At 62.9% G+C, this 19,879-nt stretch carries 17 protein-coding genes; 11 read left to right on the forward strand and 6 right to left on the reverse strand.

Going from position 1 to position 19,879, the window contains the following annotated elements:
* Positions 1 to 24 precede the first annotated feature (24 nt).
* Positions 25 to 918: a LysR substrate-binding domain-containing protein gene (locus C4J83_RS12430; protein ID WP_106580306.1), complete on the reverse strand. Its 894-nt coding sequence runs from the start codon at positions 916 to 918 to the stop codon at positions 25 to 27.
* Between the two features lie 113 nt (positions 919 to 1,031).
* Between C4J83_RS12430 and C4J83_RS12435 the strand changes: the two genes are divergently transcribed.
* The 3 genes from C4J83_RS12435 to C4J83_RS12445 are packed head-to-tail and all read left to right on the forward strand — an operon-like array spanning position 1,032 to position 3,295.
* Positions 1,032 to 2,036 (forward strand): aldo/keto reductase, encoded by a 1,005-nt coding sequence (locus C4J83_RS12435; protein ID WP_124417163.1) that lies wholly within the window; start codon positions 1,032 to 1,034, stop codon positions 2,034 to 2,036.
* Positions 2,037 to 2,051: 15 nt separating this feature from the next.
* Positions 2,052 to 2,849 carry an SDR family NAD(P)-dependent oxidoreductase gene (locus C4J83_RS12440; RefSeq protein ID WP_124417164.1) on the forward strand — a complete coding sequence of 266 codons (798 nt, stop codon included), beginning with the start codon at positions 2,052 to 2,054 and terminating at the stop codon, positions 2,847 to 2,849.
* Between the two features lie 29 nt (positions 2,850 to 2,878).
* Positions 2,879 to 3,295, forward strand: coding sequence for an SRPBCC family protein (locus tag C4J83_RS12445; RefSeq protein WP_119741650.1), 417 nt, complete (start codon positions 2,879 to 2,881; stop codon positions 3,293 to 3,295).
* Between the two features lie 133 nt (positions 3,296 to 3,428).
* On the opposite strand, the gene C4J83_RS12450 is transcribed toward C4J83_RS12445, so the two are convergent.
* Both C4J83_RS12450 and C4J83_RS12455 read right to left on the reverse strand, forming a co-directional pair.
* Positions 3,429 to 4,823: a sensor histidine kinase gene (locus C4J83_RS12450; RefSeq protein WP_106580302.1), complete on the reverse strand. Its 1,395-nt coding sequence runs from the start codon at positions 4,821 to 4,823 to the stop codon at positions 3,429 to 3,431.
* Positions 4,801 to 5,484 (reverse strand): response regulator transcription factor, encoded by a 684-nt coding sequence (locus tag C4J83_RS12455; protein ID WP_010564812.1) that lies wholly within the window; start codon positions 5,482 to 5,484, stop codon positions 4,801 to 4,803. The genes C4J83_RS12450 and C4J83_RS12455 overlap by 23 nt, the downstream gene beginning before the upstream one ends.
* Positions 5,485 to 5,807: 323 nt before the next feature.
* Between C4J83_RS12455 and C4J83_RS12460 the strand changes: the two genes are divergently transcribed.
* Entirely contained in the window at positions 5,808 to 6,713 is a 906-nt protein-coding gene (locus C4J83_RS12460) for a hypothetical protein (RefSeq protein ID WP_106580301.1), read from the forward strand.
* A 102-nt stretch (positions 6,714 to 6,815) separates the two neighbouring features.
* Here the strand turns inward: C4J83_RS12460 and C4J83_RS12465 are convergent, their stop codons facing one another.
* A complete protein-coding gene (locus C4J83_RS12465) occupies positions 6,816 to 8,027 on the reverse strand; it encodes a multidrug effflux MFS transporter (RefSeq protein WP_124417165.1) in 1,212 nt (403 codons plus the stop codon).
* Between the two features lie 92 nt (positions 8,028 to 8,119).
* Here C4J83_RS12465 and pdxR point away from each other — a divergent pair, with 92 nt between their 5' ends.
* The 5 genes from pdxR (at position 8,120) to C4J83_RS12490 (ending at position 15,567) form a co-directional block, all read left to right on the forward strand.
* Complete coding sequence (gene pdxR / locus C4J83_RS12470; protein WP_124417166.1) at positions 8,120 to 9,541, forward strand: MocR-like pyridoxine biosynthesis transcription factor PdxR; 1,422 nt, start codon at positions 8,120 to 8,122, stop codon at positions 9,539 to 9,541.
* Positions 9,542 to 9,567: 26 nt separating this feature from the next.
* Positions 9,568 to 9,906, forward strand: a complete 339-nt coding sequence (locus C4J83_RS12475) for a hypothetical protein (RefSeq protein WP_124417167.1) — start codon at positions 9,568 to 9,570, stop codon at positions 9,904 to 9,906.
* A gap of 96 nt (positions 9,907 to 10,002) precedes the next feature.
* The gene (locus tag C4J83_RS12480; RefSeq protein ID WP_124417168.1) at positions 10,003 to 11,241 is read left to right on the forward strand and encodes a TolC family protein; all 1,239 of its coding nucleotides are present in this window, start codon (positions 10,003 to 10,005) and stop codon (positions 11,239 to 11,241) included.
* Positions 11,234 to 12,460 carry an efflux RND transporter periplasmic adaptor subunit gene (locus C4J83_RS12485; RefSeq protein ID WP_124417169.1) on the forward strand — a complete coding sequence of 409 codons (1,227 nt, stop codon included), beginning with the start codon at positions 11,234 to 11,236 and terminating at the stop codon, positions 12,458 to 12,460. Before C4J83_RS12480 ends, C4J83_RS12485 begins: the two co-directional genes overlap by 8 nt.
* Positions 12,457 to 15,567 carry an efflux RND transporter permease subunit gene (locus tag C4J83_RS12490; RefSeq protein WP_124417170.1) on the forward strand — a complete coding sequence of 1,037 codons (3,111 nt, stop codon included), beginning with the start codon at positions 12,457 to 12,459 and terminating at the stop codon, positions 15,565 to 15,567. Before C4J83_RS12485 ends, C4J83_RS12490 begins: the two co-directional genes overlap by 4 nt.
* A 148-nt stretch (positions 15,568 to 15,715) precedes the next feature.
* On the opposite strand, the gene C4J83_RS12495 is transcribed toward C4J83_RS12490, so the two are convergent.
* Together C4J83_RS12495 and C4J83_RS12500 are read right to left on the reverse strand one after the other, a co-directional pair.
* On the reverse strand, positions 15,716 to 16,624 hold the full coding sequence (locus tag C4J83_RS12495) for a MurR/RpiR family transcriptional regulator (protein ID WP_106580294.1): 909 nt from the start codon (positions 16,622 to 16,624) through the stop codon (positions 15,716 to 15,718).
* Between the two features lie 83 nt (positions 16,625 to 16,707).
* Positions 16,708 to 16,911 carry a hypothetical protein gene (locus tag C4J83_RS12500; RefSeq protein ID WP_124417171.1) on the reverse strand — a complete coding sequence of 68 codons (204 nt, stop codon included), beginning with the start codon at positions 16,909 to 16,911 and terminating at the stop codon, positions 16,708 to 16,710.
* On the opposite strand from C4J83_RS12500, the gene C4J83_RS12505 reads away from it, so the two are divergent.
* Positions 16,910 to 18,847 carry a bifunctional 5-dehydro-2-deoxygluconokinase/5-dehydro-2-deoxyphosphogluconate aldolase gene (locus C4J83_RS12505; RefSeq protein WP_124417172.1) on the forward strand — a complete coding sequence of 646 codons (1,938 nt, stop codon included), beginning with the start codon at positions 16,910 to 16,912 and terminating at the stop codon, positions 18,845 to 18,847. The genes C4J83_RS12500 and C4J83_RS12505 overlap by 2 nt on opposite strands.
* 143 nt (positions 18,848 to 18,990) lie before the next feature.
* On the forward strand, positions 18,991 to 19,878 hold the full coding sequence (gene iolE, locus C4J83_RS12510; RefSeq protein ID WP_124417173.1) for a myo-inosose-2 dehydratase: 888 nt from the start codon (positions 18,991 to 18,993) through the stop codon (positions 19,876 to 19,878).
* Position 19,879: the final 1 nt, after the last annotated feature.

Consider the following 19,879-nt stretch of genomic DNA (forward strand, 5'->3'; position numbering starts at 1 on the left):
CCCGCTCCCACCTTTAAGGCATTGTCAGCCTTCGGGTTCGGTGAGCACTTTGCGGAAGGTTTCCACCAGCGGGCGCAGGTTGACCCGATGCCACGCCGCCCACAACGGTGTGGTGTAGGTCATCCACGGCAGCTCGCGCAGCACCACGCCGGGTGGGGCATTGCGGCTCAAGCCTTTTTGCACCATGGCCACGCCCAAGCCCGAGGCCACCAGGCCCAATGCGGTGAACGGCTCGCTGGCTTCCATCGGGATTTGCGGGGTAAAACCGGCCCGAATGCAGGCCGCGACGAAATCATCGGCAGGGTTAGCGCCGGCTTTGCGTTGCACGCCAATCCATTCCTGATCGGCCAGATGTTCGGGCAGCAGTTCGTTGTGTTTGGCCAGCGGATGATGCTCAGGCAGGGCCAGCAGCATGGGGTCGTCCAGCACTTGCAACGCGGTCAGGTCCGGGTCATCGGCGGCCGGTGGCTCGCTGACCAGGGCGATATCCAGGCTGCGCTGGCGCAGGCCTTCGAGCTGTTCGAGCGACGGCAAGTTGTACAGCTTGATATGCACGGTGGGGCGGTCGTCTCTCAACACGCGCAAGGCGTTAGGCAGCACACCGGCGTGCATGGCGTTTTCGATATAGCCGATGCACAAACCGCCTTCTTCACCGCGGCCCAGGCGTTTGCCCAGGGATTCCAGGCGATTGGCGTGGGTCAGCAGCGCCTTGGTTTCGGCCAGAAACGTCTGGCCGTCGCGCGTCAGGCGGATGCGCTGCTGGCTGCGTTCGAACAGGGTCAGGCCCAAACGCTCTTCGAGCTGGGCGATCTGCCGGCTCAAGGGCGACTGGGAGATGTGCAAACGTTCGGCGGCACGGCCGACGTGTTCTTCTTCGGCAACGACTTCGAAGTAGCGCAATTGGCGCAGATCAATCATGTAAGACCTCGCAGGACTCAAGTTGGTCGCAGTATGTCTTGGACGGTCCGATCTATGCAATCTAGGATCTGCTCAACGGTCACAGCGACCCTGAACCCGATTGAGGATCCACCATGAGCTTGAAAGACAAACTGCCCGGCCAACTGGGCTTTGGCACCGCACCGCTGGGCAACATGTTCCGCGCCATTCCCGAAGACGAAGCCCAGGCCACCGTCGAGGCCGCCTGGAACAGCGGCGTGCGTTATTTCGACACCGCGCCGTTCTACGGCTCGGGGTTGTCGGAAATTCGCCTGGGCCAAGCCTTGTCGCAGTACAACCGCGATGACTTCGTGCTCAGCACTAAGGTCGGCCGCGTGATTCTCGACGAAGTCGAAGAAAGCGCCCGCGACCTCGGCGAAAAAAGCGGTGTGTTCGAACATGGCCGCCCGAACAAGATGCTCAACGACTACAGCGCCGACGCCACCCTGCGCTCCATCGAAGACAGCCTGAAGCGCCTGCAGACCGACCGTCTGGACATCGTGTGGATTCACGACATCGCCCAGGATTTTTACGGCGACCAGTGGCTGGACTTCTTCAACCAGGCCCGCACCGGCGCCTTCAAAGTGCTGACCCGCTTGCGTGAAGAAGGCGTGATCAAGGCCTGGGGCCTGGGCGTGAACCGCGTCGAGCCGTGCGAGCTGACCCTTGACCTGACCGAAGCGCAGCCCGACGGTTTCCTGTTGGCCGGCCGCTACACCCTGCTGGACCACGAGCGTGCCTTGCAACGCTTGATGGACGCAGCCCTGGCGCAGAACGTCGAAATCGTCGTTGGCGGCCCTTACAGCTCGGGGATTCTGGCCGGTGGCGCGCACTTCGAATATCAGAAGGCCAGCCCGGCGATTATCAGCAAGGTCGAGCAGATCAAAGCGATTGCCCAGGCGTTTGGCGTGAGCGTGAAAGCCGCAGCGCTGCAATTCTCCCTGGCCCACCCGGCGGTGGCCGCAGTGATTCCGGGTGCCAGTCGTCCGGGGCGGATTGCCGAAGACGTCGCGGCGTTGTCAGAGAAGATTCCGGCAGCCTTCTGGCAGGCCTTGCGCGACGCACAGTTGATTTCGGCCCGCGCACCTCTGCCGCTTTAACCCGAGGATTCAACCATGAAAATTGATGTGAGCGGCAAAGTAGCCATCGTCAGCGGCAGCACAGCGGGGATTGGCCTGGGCATCAGCCAGGCGCTGGCGGCATCCGGCGCCACCGTGGTGGTGATCGGGCGTGAGTCGGGCAAGGTCGATGACGCCCTGGACAGCATTCGCCAGGCGGTGCCGAACGCTGACCTGCGCGGGCTGGTAGCGGACCTCGGCACAGCTGAAGGTGCTGAAAAACTGTTCGCTGCCGAACCGCGCGCCGACATCCTGGTCAACAACCTGGGCATCTTCAACGATGTGGATTTCTTCGACGCACCGGACAGCGAGTGGACGCGCTTCTACGAGGTCAATGTGATCTCCGGCGTGCGCCTGGCGCGCCATTATGTGCCGGGCATGGTCGAACAGGGCTGGGGGCGGGTGATCTTCCTGTCTTCGGAGTCCGGGGTGGCAACGCCGGCGGACATGATCAACTACGGCGTGACCAAAAGTGCCAACCTGGCGGTCTCCCATGGTTTGGCGAAGCGTCTGGCCGGCACCGGTGTGACGGTCAATGCGGTGCTGCCGGGGCCGACCTTTACCGACGGCCTGGAGCAGATGCTCAAAGACGCCACCGCCAAGTCCGGGCGCAGTGCGCGGGAAGAGGCGGACGTGTTTGTGCGCAATGCGCGGCCCACGTCGATCATCCAGCGCGCGGCAAATGTGGATGAAGTGGCCAACCTGGTGGCGTACATTGCTTCACCCTTGTCTTCTGCAACCACGGGCGCCGCACTGCGCGTCGACGGTGGTGTTGTCGACAGCATGGCGATCTGAATTCCTGTCATTTTTTTGGAGTATTTATTGTGGCGACAGCTTCTTCTGTGATTGAGGTTCCGGTTTCGGCCGATCAGGTCTGGCAATTGATTGGTGGCTTTAACACGCTGCCCGATTGGCTGCCGTTTATCGTCAAAAGCGAGGCGAGCGACGGCGGGCGTGTGCGTCACTTGCAAACCGCGGACGGCGGTGTGGTGGTCGAGCGCTTGCAGAGCTTTGATAACGTGGCACGCACTTACAGCTACACCATCGAGCAGTCGCCGTTTCCGGTGAGTGCCTACCTGGCGACGTTGCAGGTTGAGGCGTTGACCGATGCGTCGGCGAAAGTGACGTGGTCCGGCGTGTTCACCCCGGCGGCGGGGACCACGGACGCGGCGGTGGAGGAGTTGTTCACCGGCGTGTACAGCGGTGGGCTTGAGGCGCTGCGCGCCAACTTCCCGGCTTGATCTGCCAGGCCCCACAGGCCCAATGTGGGAGCGGGCTTGCTCGCGAAAGCGGTGGGTCAGTCGATGAATCTGTTGACTGACACACTGCATTCGCGAGCAAGCCCGCTCCCACATTTTTTGACCGGGGTTTTCTTCAGGCTTCAGGCATCAATTGCTGCCGACACTCCAGCAGCAGGCACGCACCCCCGCATTGGCTGTTGCCGACTTCCAACTTGAACCCATGCAGGTTGATGATCGCCGCCACAATCGACAAGCCCAACCCGAACCCGCCTTGCTGGTCGCTTTCATCCACGCGGTAGAAGCGCTGGAATACTGCGTCGCGCTCCGCGGCCGGAATGCCCGGGCCGGAGTCGTGCACTTCGATACGCGTGCTGCCGGCATCATTGACGCCACGCAGGATCACCTCACCGTTGGGTGGCGAGAACTTGATCGAGTTGCTCAACAGGTTGGCCAAGGCTTCGAACAACAGTGCGCGGTCGCCGGTGATCCACGGCAGCGAGTCGGGCACTTCGAGGCGTAGCTGCAATTCGCCTTCTTCCGCCAGGGGCAGGTAAAAGTCATGCAGTTCGCGCAACAGCGGCAGCGGATCCATCACCAGGAAACCCGAACGGCGCTGGTGGTCTTCCAGTTCCGAGATGCGCAACAGCCCGCGAAAGCGCGCCATCAGCGTATCGGTTTCGGCAATCGCATCGTCCAGTTTCACTGCGTAGACGGAGTTTTCCTCTGCCTCTTGTTTGATGCGGTAAAGCTGCGCGCGCAAGCGCGTCAGCGGCGTGCGCAGGTCGTGGGCGATGTTGTCGCACACGCCCTTGACCTCGTTCATCAGCTTCTCGATGCGGTCGAGCATGGCGTTGACGATGGCGGCGAGCATGTCCAGTTCGTCGCGTCGGTCAGACAACGGCAGGCGGTGCGTCAGGTCACCGGCGACGATGGCCTCGGCGCTGGCCTGTATGCCGCGGATGCGCCGCAGCGGGCGACGGCGTAACAAATGCCAACCGGCAGCACCGGGGATAATCGTCAGGGAAAGTGCCCACAGCAGCGCATGCCAGATGATCCGGGTCACGCCAAACAGTGAACCGTTGGCGCGCACGAGTACCAGCCAGCGGCCGTCTTCGGTGTGGGTGGCCACTGCATCGCAGCTGTCCTTGGGCAATTTAGGGTCGTCGGAGTCGACACAGTTGGCCAGGGCGTGGATCTTGCCGTCCAGCGGCAGGTCCGGTGGCACTGCGCGGATCGGCCCGCTCAAAGGGCGAAACTGCTCATCAAACAGGCCATAGGCGTCTACGCCTTTCATGTCGAAGGTCATGCTGGTGGTGAGGGCTTCCACCAGTTCTTCACCGTCGAAGCGTTGAAACAGGTGCTGGCGCTGCATCAGCGAGTGACGCGACAGGTCACCCAGGTAACCCGAGACCTCGTAATACAGCACCCCCATGAGGATGCAGCTCCAGGCCACGAACAACGAACTGTAAAGCGCCAGCAAGCGGCTGCTGGAGGAGCGCCAGCCTTTAGAGGGGTTCAGCAATGACATAACCGGAACCTCGTACCGTGCGGATCAGCGGCGTGAGGCCCGGCGGGTCGATTTTTTTGCGCAGGCGACCGATGTGCACGTCGATCAGGTTGGTGCCCGGGTCGAAGTGATAACCCCAGACTTCTTCGAAGATCATCATTCGCGAGAGGATCTGCCCGGTATTGCGCATCAGGAATTCGAGCAGCTTGTATTCGGTGGGCAGCAGGCTCAACGGCTGATCGGCGCGGCTGGCTTCGCGGCTGATCAGGTTCAGTTCGAGGTCGGCCACGCGCAGGGCGGTTTCGAACTCCTTGACCGTGCTTTTGCGCCGCAACAGCACTTCGACGCGGGCGGCCATTTCGTCGGACGCAAACGGCTTGGTCAGGTAGTCATCGCCGCCGGCCCGCAGGCCGCGTACCCGCTCGTCGACATCGGAGAGGGCGCTGATCATCAGGATCGGCGTCGACACCCCAATGGTGCGCAGGGTCGTGACGATGGCCAGGCCATCGAGTTCCGGCAGCATACGGTCGAGGGTGATCAGATCGTAATCACCACTCACAGCGCGGACCAGGCCTTCACGGCCGTTGTCCACCCAATCTACATCCAGTCCATGGCTACTCAGCTCGGCGACGATCTCGCGGGCTGTAACGGCGTCATCCTCGATGGTCAAAATACGGGTCATAGGATTACCTGGTGAGCGATTCACACTAGAAGTGGGGGCATTTTGCCAAGAAATGCCTGAACGCTTCCTAAATTAAACTTCATCTTGGCAAAACTGACACAACTTTCATGCCGCCCAGCGCCGACACAGGCCGTGGGCGTTGGGGGATTGCATAAAGCACGCTGTTTTCGATCATTTCTTGCAACTTGCATGGTTTAAGTTAGTTCAATTTTTGTATCTTGTTGAAATTTAACGAATTTATTTTTTCGCCCGGCTGGCATGGTGCCTGCACTGTCCCTTTTGAGAGTTGTAACACTATTTTTCCTGCCGGGAGCAAAACAACAATGATCACATCGTCATCCACGCTGCAAGAATCGAGCTCGCACTCTGGGGTTTCCTGGGGGGCGATTTTCGCCGGGGCCGCTGCGGCGGCCGCACTGTCGCTGATCCTGGTGCTGCTGGGCTTCGGCCTGGGCTTTTCGGCGGTGTCGCCGTGGGCCGACAGCGGTATCAGCGCCAAGGGGCTTGGCATTTCCACAATTGTCTGGCTGGCGTTCACCCAGATCGTCGCTTCGGGCCTGGGCGGCTACATTGCCGGCCGCTTGCGTGTGAAGTGGGCCAACATGCACGGTGACGAGGTGTACTTTCGCGACACCGCCCATGGTTTCCTCGCTTGGGCAGTCGCTACGCTGGTGACCGCGGTACTGGTCGTCGGCTCGGTGAGCAGTGTGGTCAGCGGCGGCGTTAAAGCCGGCGCCGGTGTCGCCTCGAGCGCCGCCAGTGGCCTGACTCAGGCAGCCGGCAGTGCAGCCAAAGGCGCCAACAGCGGCGACTTTGACTACTACGTCGACAGCCTGTTTCGCGATGATCGCCCAGCCGCCGTCAGCGATGACGCCGTGCATGGCGTGGTAGCGCGCATCTTCACTCGCACCCTGAGCAACGATGGCCAACTGGCCCCTGAAGACCGTACCTACCTCGCTCAGCTGATCAGCCAGCGCACCAACCTCAGCCAGGCTGACGCCGAAGCGCGTATCGACAAGGTGTACGGCGATGCCCGCAAAGCCATCGAAGACGCCAAGGTCAAAGCCAAGCAAGCTGCCGACACTGCCGCCAAAGTGGCTGCCTACACCTCGCTTTGGACCTTCATTGCGCTGTTGATCGGTGCCTTCTTTGCCAGTTTCGCTGCCACCTTCGGCGGTCGTCGTCGTGACGCCGTGGTGTACGTCGAAACTGAAAACTACGTTCGTTAATCAAGGAGAACAACATGCGCTCATTACTGCTTTGGTTCCTCGGTGTGCCTATCCCGGTCATCATTCTGATCGCGATCTTCATGCACTGATCCTGATCGCGCTTCACCCAAGCCGCGCCTGACCCACAGGCGCGGCTTTTTGTTGCAAGGCCCACCAACCTGCAACCAGCAATGCGCTCGCCACTGACGTCGTGATCACCAGGGGTTGCGAGGTGCCGTCCGAGAGCCAGCCGGTGGCCCAACTGCTCATGGCCGTCAGGAACATCTGGATAAAGAAGAACAACCCCGAAGCCGTCCCGGCAATCGCGCCGTAGGGCTGCAACACCGACAGCTGGCAGGCCGGAATCACCATCCCCACCGACACCATGATCACCACCATCGGCAGCACAATCGCCAACCAGGCCTGCGGCAGGGCGACCGTGGCCCCTGCGAGCATCACGCAACCCAGTACATTCAAGCCGATGGCGGCACTGATCAACTGATCGGCTTCAACGCGCAGCACGAGTCGGCGGAACAGGTTGGCGCCGAGCATGTAGCCACTGATCGTCGCGGCAAACACCAGCGCGTAGGCCGTGGCAGACAGGTGAAAGCCGCGTTGCAGCAGAGCCGAGGACTCGCTGATAAATGGGAAATACGTGCTGTACACGCAGCCGATCGCCAGGGAGTACCGCAGAAAATAACGGTCGCGCAGCAGCTGGCCGTAGAGGCGCAGCAGGTTGCTCGGCGGCGCGGCGGCGACTTCCGGTGGACGGGTTTCCGGCAGCCGGCGAAACACCACCAGGCACAGCGCCACGCCGATCACGGCCAATACGATGAACAGGCCGCGCCAATGGATGAACGGCAGCATCAGGCTGCCCAGCACCGGTGCGGCCATCGGCGAAATCGCCATGGCCATGGAGATCAGGCCAAGCAGGCGTGCCTGTTCATCGCGGGCGAAGTAATCGCGCACGATCACCCGGCCGATGACCGTGGTGCAGCAGCCGCCGAGGGCCTGGAACAGGCGGGCGACGATCAGCACACCAATGCTGTCGGCCAGCGCGCAGGCCACGGTGGCGACCGCGTACACACACAACCCGCTCAGCAGCACCGGGCGGCGCCCGAAGCGGTCGGTCAACGGGCCGCTGACCAGCAAGGAAATGGCCGAGCCCAGGGCGTACAGCGTGAGGGTCAGCTGCAACTGGCTGTCGCTGGCGTGGAAGTCGTCGGCCATGGCCGGCAGGGCTGGCAGGTGCATGTCCAGGGTGATCCGTGGCAGGCCGATGAGTACGGTCAGTAGCACCAGCCAGAACCCGGAGGAGAGGGCGCGTTGCGTCATGGGAAGCTTCTTCGCAGGGAGTCGAGTTCGAACTCTAGCGGGTATGTGGTTTAATCCTCAGGGCCACTTGTGCCTCTAACCAATGGACCACTATGAGCCGAGGAAAAGCCGCCGCCCACCTGGACCTGCCGCGCCCCGATAGCCTGGACGCCGGCAAGCAGCAGGGCGCCTACGACGCATTGCGCGCCGCCATCCTGAATCGGCAATTGCCCGCCGGCAGCCGCTTGCCGTCGACCCGCAGCCTGGCCGAACGCTGGCTGGTGTCGCGCGGCACGCTTGAAGCGGCGTTCGAGCGCTTGCACAGTGAAGGTTACGTGCAGCGCGTGGCGGGTTCGGGCACGCGCGTCAGCGCGGTGATCCCCGAGCAATTCATTGCGGCGCCGGCGCCCAGCGCACGTCCACGCCGCGCGGCCATACCGGATCAGCCCGACGCGGGCGTGCAAAGCCACGTCCCTTTTGTCGCGCGACGCCCGGACGCCAGCCTGTTCGACCTCAAAACCTGGGCGCGGTGCATCTCCCGAGGCTTGCTGTCTGCGGGGCCAGGGGTATTGGAGGCCGCCCACCCGGGCGGCTTGCCCGCGTTGCGTGAACAGATCGCCGACTACGTGCGCAGTTATCGCGGCATGCACTGCGAGGCGGACGAAATCATTGTCACCACCGGTATTCGCCATGGCCTGGACCTGATCGCGCGCACGCTGCTCAAACCCGGTGACACCGCGTGCGTGGAAGACCCCGGTTATACACCGGCACGCCGCCTGTTCAGTCTGGCCGGTGCGCAGGTCGTGCCGGTCCCGGTGACAGCCGAAGGCCTTGATACCGCGCAGCTCCCCGACACGGCGCGCCTGGCCTATGTGACACCGGCGCATCAGGCGCCGCTGGGCATGACCCTGTCGGTGTCACGCCGCCTGGCGCTGCTGGATTGGGCCGCCCGCGCCGACGCCTGGGTGATCGAAGACGACTACGACAGTGAATACAACTACAACAGCGCGCCACTGGCGGCGCTCAAAGCCCTGGATTCCGGCGACCGGGTGATCTACTGCGGCAGTTTCAACAAGAACCTGTTCCCGGGCCTGCGCGTGGGTTTCATGGTGGTGCCCAAGGCGTTGCGCCCCGCGTTGCTGCGCACCCTGCAACTCACCGGGCATTCGGTGGGCGCGACGGATCAGTTGGGGCTGGTGGAGTTTCTCGCCAGCGGCGCGTTTGTGCGGCACCTGCGGGCTTCGCGCCAGGCTTATCAGGCGCGCCGCGATGCGCTGCTCGGCTGTCTGCCGGACGAATACCCGGTGAGCGGCCAGCAAGCCGGGCTGCACTTTGTGCTGTGGCTGCCAAGCGGCGTCGAGGAAACCGAATTTTGCACCCGCGCCGCCGCCGCCGGGCTGACCTTGCAGCCACTGGGCAAGTTCTGCGTCGCGGCGAGCTTGCCGCCGGCGGTGATCATCGGCTACACCGCGCTGACCCTGGCGCAGATTCGCTATCACGGCCGAATGCTCACGCAATTGTTAATAGCGGCTTAACCCGCGCTTGGCTAGACTCGCGCCCCATGAGCCGTCTTCTGCGTTTAATCCTGGTCATGCTGTTAAGCCTCACGCTTCCCCTGACCGGGATGGCGGGTGTGCCGTCGAGCACCGAGCCGTGCCCGATGAAAATGTCCGACATGCAGATGATGTCGGACATGGCCCCGGACTGCTGCCAGGACGCTGCCAACCCTGGCAAAGCCTGCAAACCGGGGCAGGAATGCAAGACCGGCAGCCTGCTGCAACTGTCGATGCCGGTGCTCAAGGCACCGCTGACCCTGGCCCATCCGCTGACGGCCAGCCTCTCTTCTGACTTCATCCCCGACCGCACGCCGTCCGGCGTCTGGCGCCCACCCCGTTACTGATTTCTGTTGAACCTCAAGCTTCATCCCGGATTCGGGATGGCCTTGCTGTGGGCCGCGTAAAGCGGCACGCAGTGCAACAGATCAGGAATCTTGACGATGAATTCCCTCTACAGGCGCGCCCTGGTGGTGGGCGTGCTGACATGGCCGGCGCTTGCCTCTGCGTTGACCCTGGATGACGCCCTGCGCCTGGCGCAGAACAACGCGCCGTCCCTGAGCGCCGAATCGGCCAGGCTGCAAGCGGCAACGCAAGCTGCCATCCCGGCCGGTGAACTGCCCGACCCGAAACTGCTGGTAGGCCTGCAGAATTTTCCCGTCGGCGGGCCCAATCGCGGCACCTTGTATGGCGACGACATGACCGATCAGATGGTCGGCCTCCAGCAACAGGTGCCCAGCCGCGACAAGCGCAAGGCCCGAGTTGAGCTGGCGGATGCCACGGTGCAGCGCACGGCGGCCGAAGGGCAAATCGAGCGCCTCAACGTGCGCCAGGCCACGGCGCAGGCGTGGATTCGCGCCTACGCGGTGGAGCGCAAGCAGGCCTTGTTCGCGGACTTCTACGAAAACAATCGCCTGCTGCAAGACAGTGTGCGGGCGCAATTGGCCGGAGGCCGCGGGCAGGCCGCCGATACGGTGATCCCCCGACAGGAAGCCGCCGAGCTGGCCGAGCGCGAAGACGAATTGACCCAACAGCGCGCCCAGGCCCGCGCCGCCCTCAAGCGCTGGATCGGCGCAGCCGCCAACGAAGCACCCAGCGGGCAATTGCCCAACTGGCACATCGACAACCGCGGCTACAGCCACAACCTGCATCAGCATCCCGAGTTGCAAGCCTTCGTGCCGCGCACGCGCGAGGCCCAAGCGCGCTTGCAGGAAGCCAAGGCGCAGAAAACGTCGGATTGGAGTTGGGAGGTGGACTACCAGCACCGCGGCCGTGAATACGGCGACATGGTCAGCCTGCAATTGAGCGTTGATCTGCCGATCTTCCCCGGTCGCCGCCAGAACCCGGGCATTGCCGCCAGGCTGGCCGAACTCGATCAACTGGATGCCGAACGCGAAGCTGCCACCCGTGAACATACGCAGAGGCTGGATGACGACCTGGCGGTTTACCAGCGCCTGGACCGCGCCGTGCAACGCAGTCAGGACAGCCTCGTGCCGCTGGCCGAAGAGAAGGTCGCACTGAGCCTGGCCGGTTATCGCGCGGGCAAAGGCGATTTGATCAGCGTGGTCAGCGCCCGCCGGGAACTGGTTCAAGCCCGTTTCAAACACATCGATGCCATCGAACAGCGTGCCCTGGTCGGCGCGCAGCTGTACTTCGCCTACGGGGAGCCCACGCATGAATAATCGAATCGCAGCCGCGGTGTTGTTGCTCGGCCTGGGTGCGGGCTACGGATTGGCGCAGTTGCACCCCGCAACCTTGGCGCCTGTCAGCGACGACAAGCACGCGTTGTACTGGTACGACCCGATGTACCCGCAGCAGAAGTTCGACAAGCCCGGCAAGTCGCCTTTCATGGACATGCAATTGGTGCCGCGCTACGCCGAGGGCGCCGCAGCGGATACCCCAACGCTGCAGATCGATCCGCGCCAGGCTCAGACCATCGGCGTGCGCCTGGCCACAGTCACCCGTGGCGTGATGACGTCCTCGCTGGATGTGTCGGGCATCCTGGCCTTCAACGAGCGTGATGTGGCAGTGGTGCAGGCCCGGGCCGGTGGTTTCGTCGAGCGGGTTTACGCGCGGGCGCCGGGTGATGTGCTCAAGGCCGGCGCGCCGTTGGCAGACATCCTGGTGCCCGAGTGGGCCGCCGCCCAGGAAGAGTTCCTTGCGCTGCGTCGCAGCGCTGACAGTGGCCTGTTGGCGGCCGCCCGCCAGCGTCTGCGCCTGAGTGGCATGCCTGCCGGGCTGATCTCGCAGATGGAGCGCAGTGGCCGGGTGCAATCAGTGATGACCGTCACCACGCCCTTGAGCGGCGCGCTGCAGACCCTTGAGGTGCGCGACGGCATGACCGTGGTAGCCGGGCAAACCCTGGCGCGGGTCAATGGCCTGGAGCAGGTGTGGTTGCAGGTCGCCGTGCCGCAGGCGCAAGGCGCGGCGTTAGCCGTGGGGCAACGCGTGGTGGCGCACTTTGCCGGTTTGCCGGGCGAGGCCATCAACGGCACCCTCAGTGCGATCTTGCCGGCCAACGCCCTGGACAGTCGCACCGTGCAGGTTCGCGTCGAACTGCCCAACCCCGACGGCAGCTTGCGCCCTGGCATGACCGCCCAGGTGCGCCTGGCGCAAACCAGCGGGCAAGCGGTGTTGCAGGTGCCCAGCGAAGCCCTGATTCGCACCGGCAAGCGTGTGCTGGTGATGCTGGCCGAGGAGGGCGGGCATTATCGACCGCTGGAAGTCGAGGTGGGGGCCGAGAACCAGGACCAGACCGTAATCCGCAGTGGCTTGCAGGAAGGTCAGCAGGTGGTCGCGTCCGGGCAATTTCTGCTGGACTCTGAAGCCAGTTTACGCGGGTTAATAGCGCCAGCGTCCGACACGTCTGAAATGAGCATGCAACCGGGAGCCCGGCCATGATCGCGCTTTTGATTCGCTGGTCGGTGGCCAACCGGTTTCTGGTGTTGCTCGCCACACTGTTCATCACCGCATGGGGCGTTTGGGCGCTGCAGAACACGCCGGTCGACGCATTGCCGGACCTTTCGGATGTGCAGGTGATCATCCGCACGCCGTACCCGGGCCAGGCGCCGCAGATCGTGGAAAACCAGGTCACTTACCCGATGACCACCACCATGCTCTCGGTGCCGGGCGCCAGGACCGTGCGTGGCTTTTCTTTCTTTGGCGACAGCTACGTGTACGTGCTGTTCGACGAGGGCACCGACCTGTATTGGGCGCGGTCGCGGGTGTTGGAATACCTCAGCCAATTGCAGGCACGGCTGCCGGCGTCGGCCAAGCCGTCGCTGGGGCCGGACGCCACCGGCGTTGGCTGGATCTACCAATACGCGCTGGTTGACCGTACCGGCCAGCACGACTTGGCGCAATTGCGCGCCTTGCAGGATTGGTTCCTCAAGTTCGAGCTCAAGACCCTGCCGAATGTGGCGGAGGTGGCGACCATTGGCGGCCAGGTCAAGCAATACCAGGTGCAGCTTGACCCGCTGGCCATGGCCAGTCGCGGCATCACCCAGGCCCAAGTGGCGGACGCTGTCGGCAAGGCCAATCAGGAAACCGGTGGCTCGGTGCTGAACCTGGGTGAATCCGAATACATGGTGCGCGCGTCCGGTTACCTGAAAACGCTCAATGATTTTCGCGCCATTCCACTGCGTCTCGACCGCAACAATGTGCCGGTGACCCTCGGCGATGTGGCCACGATTCAACTCGGCCCGGACCTGCGTCGGGGTATCAGTGAACTCGACGGCGAAGGCGAGGCGGTCGGCGGCGTGGTGATCCTGCGCAGCGGTAAAAATGCGCGTGAGGCCATTGCTGCGGTGAAAACCAAGCTGGAGCAGTTGAAAAGCAGCCTGCCGCCTGGCGTAGAGATCGTCACCACCTACGACCGCAGCACACTGATCGACCGCGCCGTAGATAACCTCAGCCACAAACTGCTCGAGGAATTCCTGGTGGTGGCGCTGGTGTGCGGGATATTCCTGTGGCACCTGCGCTCGTCGCTGGTAGCGATCATCTCGTTGCCGGTGGGCGTGTTGATCGCGTTTATCGTCATGCGCTTCCAAGGGATCAACGCCAACATCATGTCTCTGGGCGGTATCGCGATAGCCATCGGCGCGATGGTGGATGCGGCCGTGGTGATGATCGAAAACGCCCACAAGAAAATCGAAGCCTGGCACCACGCCAATCCCGGACGCGATCTCAAAGGTGAGGAGCATTGGACGGTGATGACGCAGGCGGCGGTAGAAGTCGGGCCGGCGCTGTTTTTCTGCCTGCTGATCATCACCCTGTCGTTTATCCCGGTGTTTACCTTGCAAGCCCAGGAAGGGCGGCTGTTCGGCCCGCTGGCCTACACCAAGACCTACGCCATGGCGGCGGCGGCCGGGTTATCGGTGACGTTGATCCCGGTATTGATGGGCTACTGGATTCGCGGGCGCATCCCCGACGAGCAGCGCAACCCGCTCAATCGCGGGTTGATCAAGCTCTATCAACCGGCCCTCGAAGCGGTGCTGCGCTGGCCGCGCGCGACCTTGCTGGTGGCGCTGCTGATGGTCGCCAGCGTGGTGTGGCCGCTGTCGAAGCTGGGCGGCGAGTTTTTGCCGCCGCTGGATGAGGGGGACTTGCTCTACATGCCTTCGGCGCTGCCGGGGCTGTCGACGCAGACGGCGGGCGAACTGCTGCAACGCACCGATCGCCTGATCAAAAGCGTGCCGGAAGTCGCCCATGTGTTCGGCAAGGCCGGCCGCGCCGAAACCGCCACCGACCCGGCGCCGCTGGAGATGTTCGAGACCACTGTCGAGTTCAAGCCCCGGGACCAATGGCGCGCCGGCATGACCCCGCAACAGTTGGTGAAAGAGCTGGACCGCGTGGTGCAGGTGCCAGGCTTGACCAATATCTGGATTGCGCCGATTCGCAACCGCATCGACATGCTTGCCACCGGGGTAAAAAGCCCGATTGGCGTGAAGGTGGCAGGTTCCAGCCTGATGCAGATCGATGCCGTGACCCAGGCTGTCGAGAAGGTCGCCAAAGGCGTGCCGGGGGTGAGTTCGGCGCTGGCTGAAAGGCTGACCGGCGGGCGCTACATCGACGTGGACATCGACCGTGGCGCCGCCGCGCAGTACGGGCTGAACATTGCCGATGTGCAGTCGATCGTGTCAGGGGCGATTGGCGGCGAAACCATTGGCGAGACCGTGGAAGGCCTGGCGCGTTTCCCCATCAGCCTGCGGTATCCGCGGGAATGGCGCGACTCGGTAACGGCCTTGGAAACCCTGCCGATCTACACGCCGCAAGGCAGTCAGATCACGCTTGGCACGGTGGCCAGGCTCAAAATCAGTGACGGGCCGCCAATGCTCAAAAGTGAAAACGCGCGGCCTTCCGGCTGGGTCTACATCGACGTGCGCGACCGTGACCTGGCGTCGGTGGTGAAGGATCTGCGTGAGGCGATCAACCGGCAAGTGCAGTTGCAGCCGGGCATGAGCCTCAGTTATTCGGGGCAGTTCGAATTTCTTGAACGCGCCAATCAACGTCTGAAACTGGTCGTGCCGGCGACTGTGCTGATCATTTTTGTGCTGCTCTACCTGACCTTCCGTCGTACGGATGAGGCGCTGTTGATTCTCGGGACGTTGCCGTTCGCACTGACCGGCGGCGTATGGTTGCTGTACGGGCTGGGCTTCAACCTGTCGGTGGCCACGGGCGTGGGCTTTATCGCGTTGGCGGGCGTGTCGGCGGAGTTCGGCGTGATCATGCTGCTCTACCTGAAAAACGCCTGGGCCGAGCGCAAGGACGGTGACCTGCTGGCAGCCATCACCGAAGGCGCCGTACTGCGAGTGCGCCCCAAAGCCATGACCGTGGCGGTCATCATTGCCGGCTTGCTCCCGATTCTATTGGGCGACGGCACTGGCAGCGAAGTCATGAGCCGCATCGCCGCGCCAATGATCGGCGGCATGCTCACCGCGCCGTTGCTCTCCCTGTTCGTCATCCCTGCGGCCTACCACCTGATGCGCCGTTGCAAAGCCAAACACTAACCAAACGACAGGAACTGGCTTTATGTGGGGGCGGGCTGCTCGCGAAAGCGGTGTGTCAGTCAACCTATCTGATACTGACACACCGTATTCGCGGCAAGCCCGCTCCTACACAAGCCGGCGCCCACAGGGAACCTGCCGTGCCAGAAGATCAGTCGTCGAACCCCACCTGTTCATGAATCTCATCGACCTTCAACTCCAACCGATACGCCACCGCAATAAACAATGCCTGGCACAGGCACAAGGTGGCGCTCAGCGAGCGAAACGCAAACGACGACCCCTCATTCACCAACAGCACCGCATTCGCCCGCTTGGCCAGGGGCGACAGGTTGCTGTCGGTGATGATCAAGGTCTTGGCCTGATGATGCTGGGCAATACGCAGGCAGTGCTGAGTCTCTTTGCCATAGGGCGTAAAGCTGATGGCGATCACCAGGTCATTGGCACGCACGCTGCGCATCTGCTCGCGGTAACTGCCGCCCAAACCGGAAATCAAGTGAATGCGCTTGTTGGTGTGCTGCAGGTTGTAGACCAGGTAATCGGCCACCGCGAAGGAGCGGCGCACGCCGACCACGTAGATATTGTCGGCATTGACTACCAGGTCCACGGCTTTCTCGAAGGCCACATCATCGAGTTCCAGCCCCAGGCGCTCGATGCCGGAGAGGGTGGCGTTCACGCATTCGCGCGCCAGGTCGCCGCCGCTGGCCTTCTGCGACTTGTTGGCGATCATGCTGCGGATGCGTTGCTGGTAGTTCTGCACCGGCGTGGTCTTGTGGGTGTAGGCCTCGCGAAACAGCGCCTGCATCTCACTGAAACCACTGAAACCGAACCGCTGGGAGAACCGCACGATGGCCGAGGGGTGCACTTCGCACTCGCGGGCGATGTCGCTGATGCGGTCGACCATGATCCGGTCGCTTTGCTGGCTCATGTAGCTGGCGATGCGTTTGAGCTGGCGTGGCAGGCTTTCGTATTCGTCGGTGATCAGCTGCAACAGGCGCTCGGCATTGATCGGAGGGCTGGCAATAGTCTCTTCCAGGGTGGTCTCGGGATCGGTGCGGGACATGGGCAATCCTTCTGGCGTGTTCTTCTGATGCGCTGATGGGTGGGCGCAAGTCTACAGGGTAGGCGCAAAAAAATACCCCGGCATCACGGCAGCCGTGGCCTGCTGAAACGATGCAGGAGGGCTGGCAGGCCATTATGCTGGCGTATTGGAAAAAATATTCCACTAAAAATAATTATGGAATAAATATTGATTGCGGCCGCCGGACGTTCTAGTCTGCTTTCACCAAGAGCGTGTGCCGCCACCACGGCGGCACCACGCAGGCTGATAAAAATAACAGGAGCCAGCATGGGCCAGACTCGTTTTGCCAGTGGGCGTCAATTGGATCTGATTTGCCTCGGACGCCTGGGCGTCGACCTTTACGCACAGCAAGTGGGTGCGCGACTTGAGGACGTGTCCAGCTTCGCCAAGTACCTCGGCGGGTCCTCCGCCAATATCGCCTTTGGCACCGCGCGGCTGGGGCTCAAGTCGGCGATGTTGAGCCGGGTCGGCGACGATCACATGGGCCGCTTCCTGGTGGAATCCCTGGCCCGCGAAGGCTGCGATGTCAGCGGTATCAAGGTCGACCCGGAACGCCTGACCGCGCTGGTGCTGCTGGGCCTCAAGGACCGCGAAACCTTCCCGCTGGTGTTCTACCGCGAAAACTGCGCCGACATGGCCTTGCGCGCCGAAGACATCAGCGAGGCCTTTATTGCCTCCAGCAAAGCCTTGTTGATCACCGGCACGCATTTCTCCACCGATGGCGTGTACAAGGCCAGCCTCCAGGCCCTGGACTACGCGGCCAAACACAACGTCAAGCGCGTGCTCGATATCGACTACCGTCCGGTGCTGTGGGGCCTGGCGGGCAAGGCCGACGGCGAGACCCGGTTTGTCGCCGACCAGAACGTCAGCCAGCACGTACAGAAAATTTTGCCGCGCTTTGACCTGATCGTCGGCACCGAAGAAGAGTTTCTGATCGCTGGCGGCAGTGAAGATTTGCTCACCGCGCTGCGCACCGTGCGTGAACTGACCCCGGCCACCCTGGTGGTCAAGCTCGGCCCGCAGGGCTGCACGGTGATCCACGGCGCGATCCCCGCGCGGCTGGAAGACGGCGCCATCTACCCCGGCGTGCGCGTTGAGGTGCTCAATGTGCTGGGCGCCGGCGATGCGTTCATGTCGGGCTTTCTCAGCGGCTGGATCAACGATGCCAGCGACGAGCGTTGCAGCCAGTTGGCCAACGCCTGTGGCGGCCTGGTGGTGTCCCGCCACGCCTGCGCGCCGGCCATGCCCACGCCTGCCGAGCTGGATTACCTGTTCAACAGCCCGGTGCCCATCACCCGGCCAGATCAAGACGTCACCTTGCAGCGCCTGCACCGCGTCACGGTGCCGCGCAAAGCCTGGAAGCAGCTGTTCGTGTTTGCCTTCGACCATCGCTGGCAACTGGTGGACCTGGCGCAAAAAGGCGGCCAGGCCCCAACCCGCATCAGCGACATCAAGCAGCTGTTTATCCAGGCCATCGAACGCGTCGAAGCCAAACTGCGCGAGCAGGGCGTCGACGCCGATGTGGGCCTGTTGGCCGACCAGCGTTTCGGCCAGGACGCACTCAACGCCGCCAGCGGTCGCGGCTGGTGGATCGCGCGCCCGGTGGAAGTGCAGAACTCGCGGCCGCTGGCGTTTGAACACGGGCGCTCGGTGGGCAGCAACCTGATTGCCTGGCCCCAGGAGCAAATCATCAAGTGCCTGGTGCAATACCACCCCGACGATGAGCCGATGCTGCGCCTGGAACAGGAAGCGCAGCTCAAGGCGGTGTACGAGGCTTCGCTGGTCAGCGGCCATGAGCTGCTGCTGGAAGTCATCCCGCCCAAGGATCACCCGTCCACCTATCCCGATGTGCTCTATCGCAGCCTCAAGCGCCTGTACAACCTGGGCATCTACCCGGCGTGGTGGAAGATCGAGGCGCAGTCGGCCGAAGACTGGAAAAAACTCGACGAACTGATCCAGGAGCGCGACCCGTACTGCCGTGGCGTGGTGCTGCTGGGCCTGAACGCTTCGGCCGAATGCCTCGCCGACGGCTTCCAGCAAGCAAGCCAAAGCAGCACCTGCCGTGGGTTCGCGGTGGGCCGCACGATCTTCCAGGAACCCAGCCGCGCGTGGATGGCGGGGGAGATTGATGATGAAACGCTGATCCAACAGGTGCAACACACCTTCGAACAGCTCATCAATGCCTGGCGCAGCGCTAGAAGTTAAACACGGTCAAATGTGGGAGCGGGCTTGCCTGCGATGCAGACAACTCGGTCTATCAGCTACACCGGGCTGATGCCATCGCAGGCAAGCCAGCTCCCACATAAAGCAGATCTCATGCAACTTTGAAAACAATAAAAGGTGCAGCCATGCCCGCAATCCGAATTGGCATCAACCCGATCTCCTGGAGCAACGACGACCTGCCGGCCCTGGGCGGTGAAACGCCCTTGAGCACCGCGCTGAGCGAAGGCAAGGAGATCGGCTACGAAGGTTTTGAACTCAACGGCAAATTCCCCAAGGACGCCCAAGGCGTCGGCGACGTGCTGCGCCCCTATGACCTGGCGCTGGTCTCCGGCTGGTATTCCAGCCGCCTGGCACGGCGTTCGGTGGCGGAAGAAATCGAGGCCATCGCCGGCCACGTCGAGCTGCTCAAACTCAACGGCGCCAGGGTTCTGGTCTACGGCGAAGTCGCCGATTCGATTCAGGGCGCCAGGGTGCGCCTGATCGAACGTCCGCGTTTTCACAGCGAACACGCCTGGCAGGCCTACGCTGACAAACTCACCGAGCTGGCGCGTTTCACCCTGTCCCAAGGCGTGCGGCTGGCCTACCACCACCACATGGGCGCCTACGTCGAATCCCCCGAAGACATTGACCAGTTGATGCGCCGCACCGGCCCGGAAGTCGGCCTGCTGTTCGATTCGGGCCACTGCTACATGGGCGGCGGCGAGCCCGTCGAGGTGCTGCGCAAACACATCGAGCGCGTCTGCCACGTGCATTTCAAGGACGTGCGCAAACCGGTGGTGCAACTGGCGCGCAACCAGATGTGGAGCTTTCCAGACTGCATCGTCAACGGCACCTTCACCGTGCCCGGCGACGGCGATATCGACTTTGCCGAGTTGCTCGACGTGCTGTTGGCGGCCAAGTACGAGGGCTGGCTGGTGGTGGAAGCCGAGCAGGACCCGGCCGTGGCGCCCAGCTATATCTACGCGAAAAAGGGCTACGACACGTTGCGCACGCTTCTCAGCGAGAGGACTTAAG

The sequence above is a fragment of the Pseudomonas sp. LBUM920 genome (assembly GCF_003852315.1).
GTDB lineage: Bacteria > Pseudomonadota > Gammaproteobacteria > Pseudomonadales > Pseudomonadaceae > Aquipseudomonas.

Coding starts and splice junctions, on each gene's coding strand:
- C4J83_RS12430 (WP_106580306.1), bottom strand. CDS start 918: ATGATTGATCTGCGCCAATTGCGCTACTTCGAAGTCGTTGCCGAAGAA.
- C4J83_RS12435 (WP_124417163.1), top strand. CDS start 1,032: ATGAGCTTGAAAGACAAACTGCCCGGCCAACTGGGCTTTGGCACCGCA.
- C4J83_RS12440 (WP_124417164.1), top strand. CDS start 2,052: ATGAAAATTGATGTGAGCGGCAAAGTAGCCATCGTCAGCGGCAGCACA.
- C4J83_RS12450 (WP_106580302.1), bottom strand. CDS start 4,823: ATGTCATTGCTGAACCCCTCTAAAGGCTGGCGCTCCTCCAGCAGCCGC.
- C4J83_RS12455 (WP_010564812.1), bottom strand. CDS start 5,484: ATGACCCGTATTTTGACCATCGAGGATGACGCCGTTACAGCCCGCGAG.
- C4J83_RS12460 (WP_106580301.1), top strand. CDS start 5,808: ATGATCACATCGTCATCCACGCTGCAAGAATCGAGCTCGCACTCTGGG.
- C4J83_RS12465 (WP_124417165.1), bottom strand. CDS start 8,027: ATGACGCAACGCGCCCTCTCCTCCGGGTTCTGGCTGGTGCTACTGACC.
- pdxR (WP_124417166.1), top strand. CDS start 8,120: ATGAGCCGAGGAAAAGCCGCCGCCCACCTGGACCTGCCGCGCCCCGAT.
- C4J83_RS12475 (WP_124417167.1), top strand. CDS start 9,568: ATGAGCCGTCTTCTGCGTTTAATCCTGGTCATGCTGTTAAGCCTCACG.
- C4J83_RS12480 (WP_124417168.1), top strand. CDS start 10,003: ATGAATTCCCTCTACAGGCGCGCCCTGGTGGTGGGCGTGCTGACATGG.
- C4J83_RS12485 (WP_124417169.1), top strand. CDS start 11,234: ATGAATAATCGAATCGCAGCCGCGGTGTTGTTGCTCGGCCTGGGTGCG.
- C4J83_RS12490 (WP_124417170.1), top strand. CDS start 12,457: ATGATCGCGCTTTTGATTCGCTGGTCGGTGGCCAACCGGTTTCTGGTG.
- C4J83_RS12495 (WP_106580294.1), bottom strand. CDS start 16,624: ATGTCCCGCACCGATCCCGAGACCACCCTGGAAGAGACTATTGCCAGC.
- C4J83_RS12505 (WP_124417172.1), top strand. CDS start 16,910: ATGGGCCAGACTCGTTTTGCCAGTGGGCGTCAATTGGATCTGATTTGC.
- C4J83_RS12500 (WP_124417171.1), bottom strand. CDS start 16,911: ATGCTGGCTCCTGTTATTTTTATCAGCCTGCGTGGTGCCGCCGTGGTG.
- iolE (WP_124417173.1), top strand. CDS start 18,991: ATGCCCGCAATCCGAATTGGCATCAACCCGATCTCCTGGAGCAACGAC.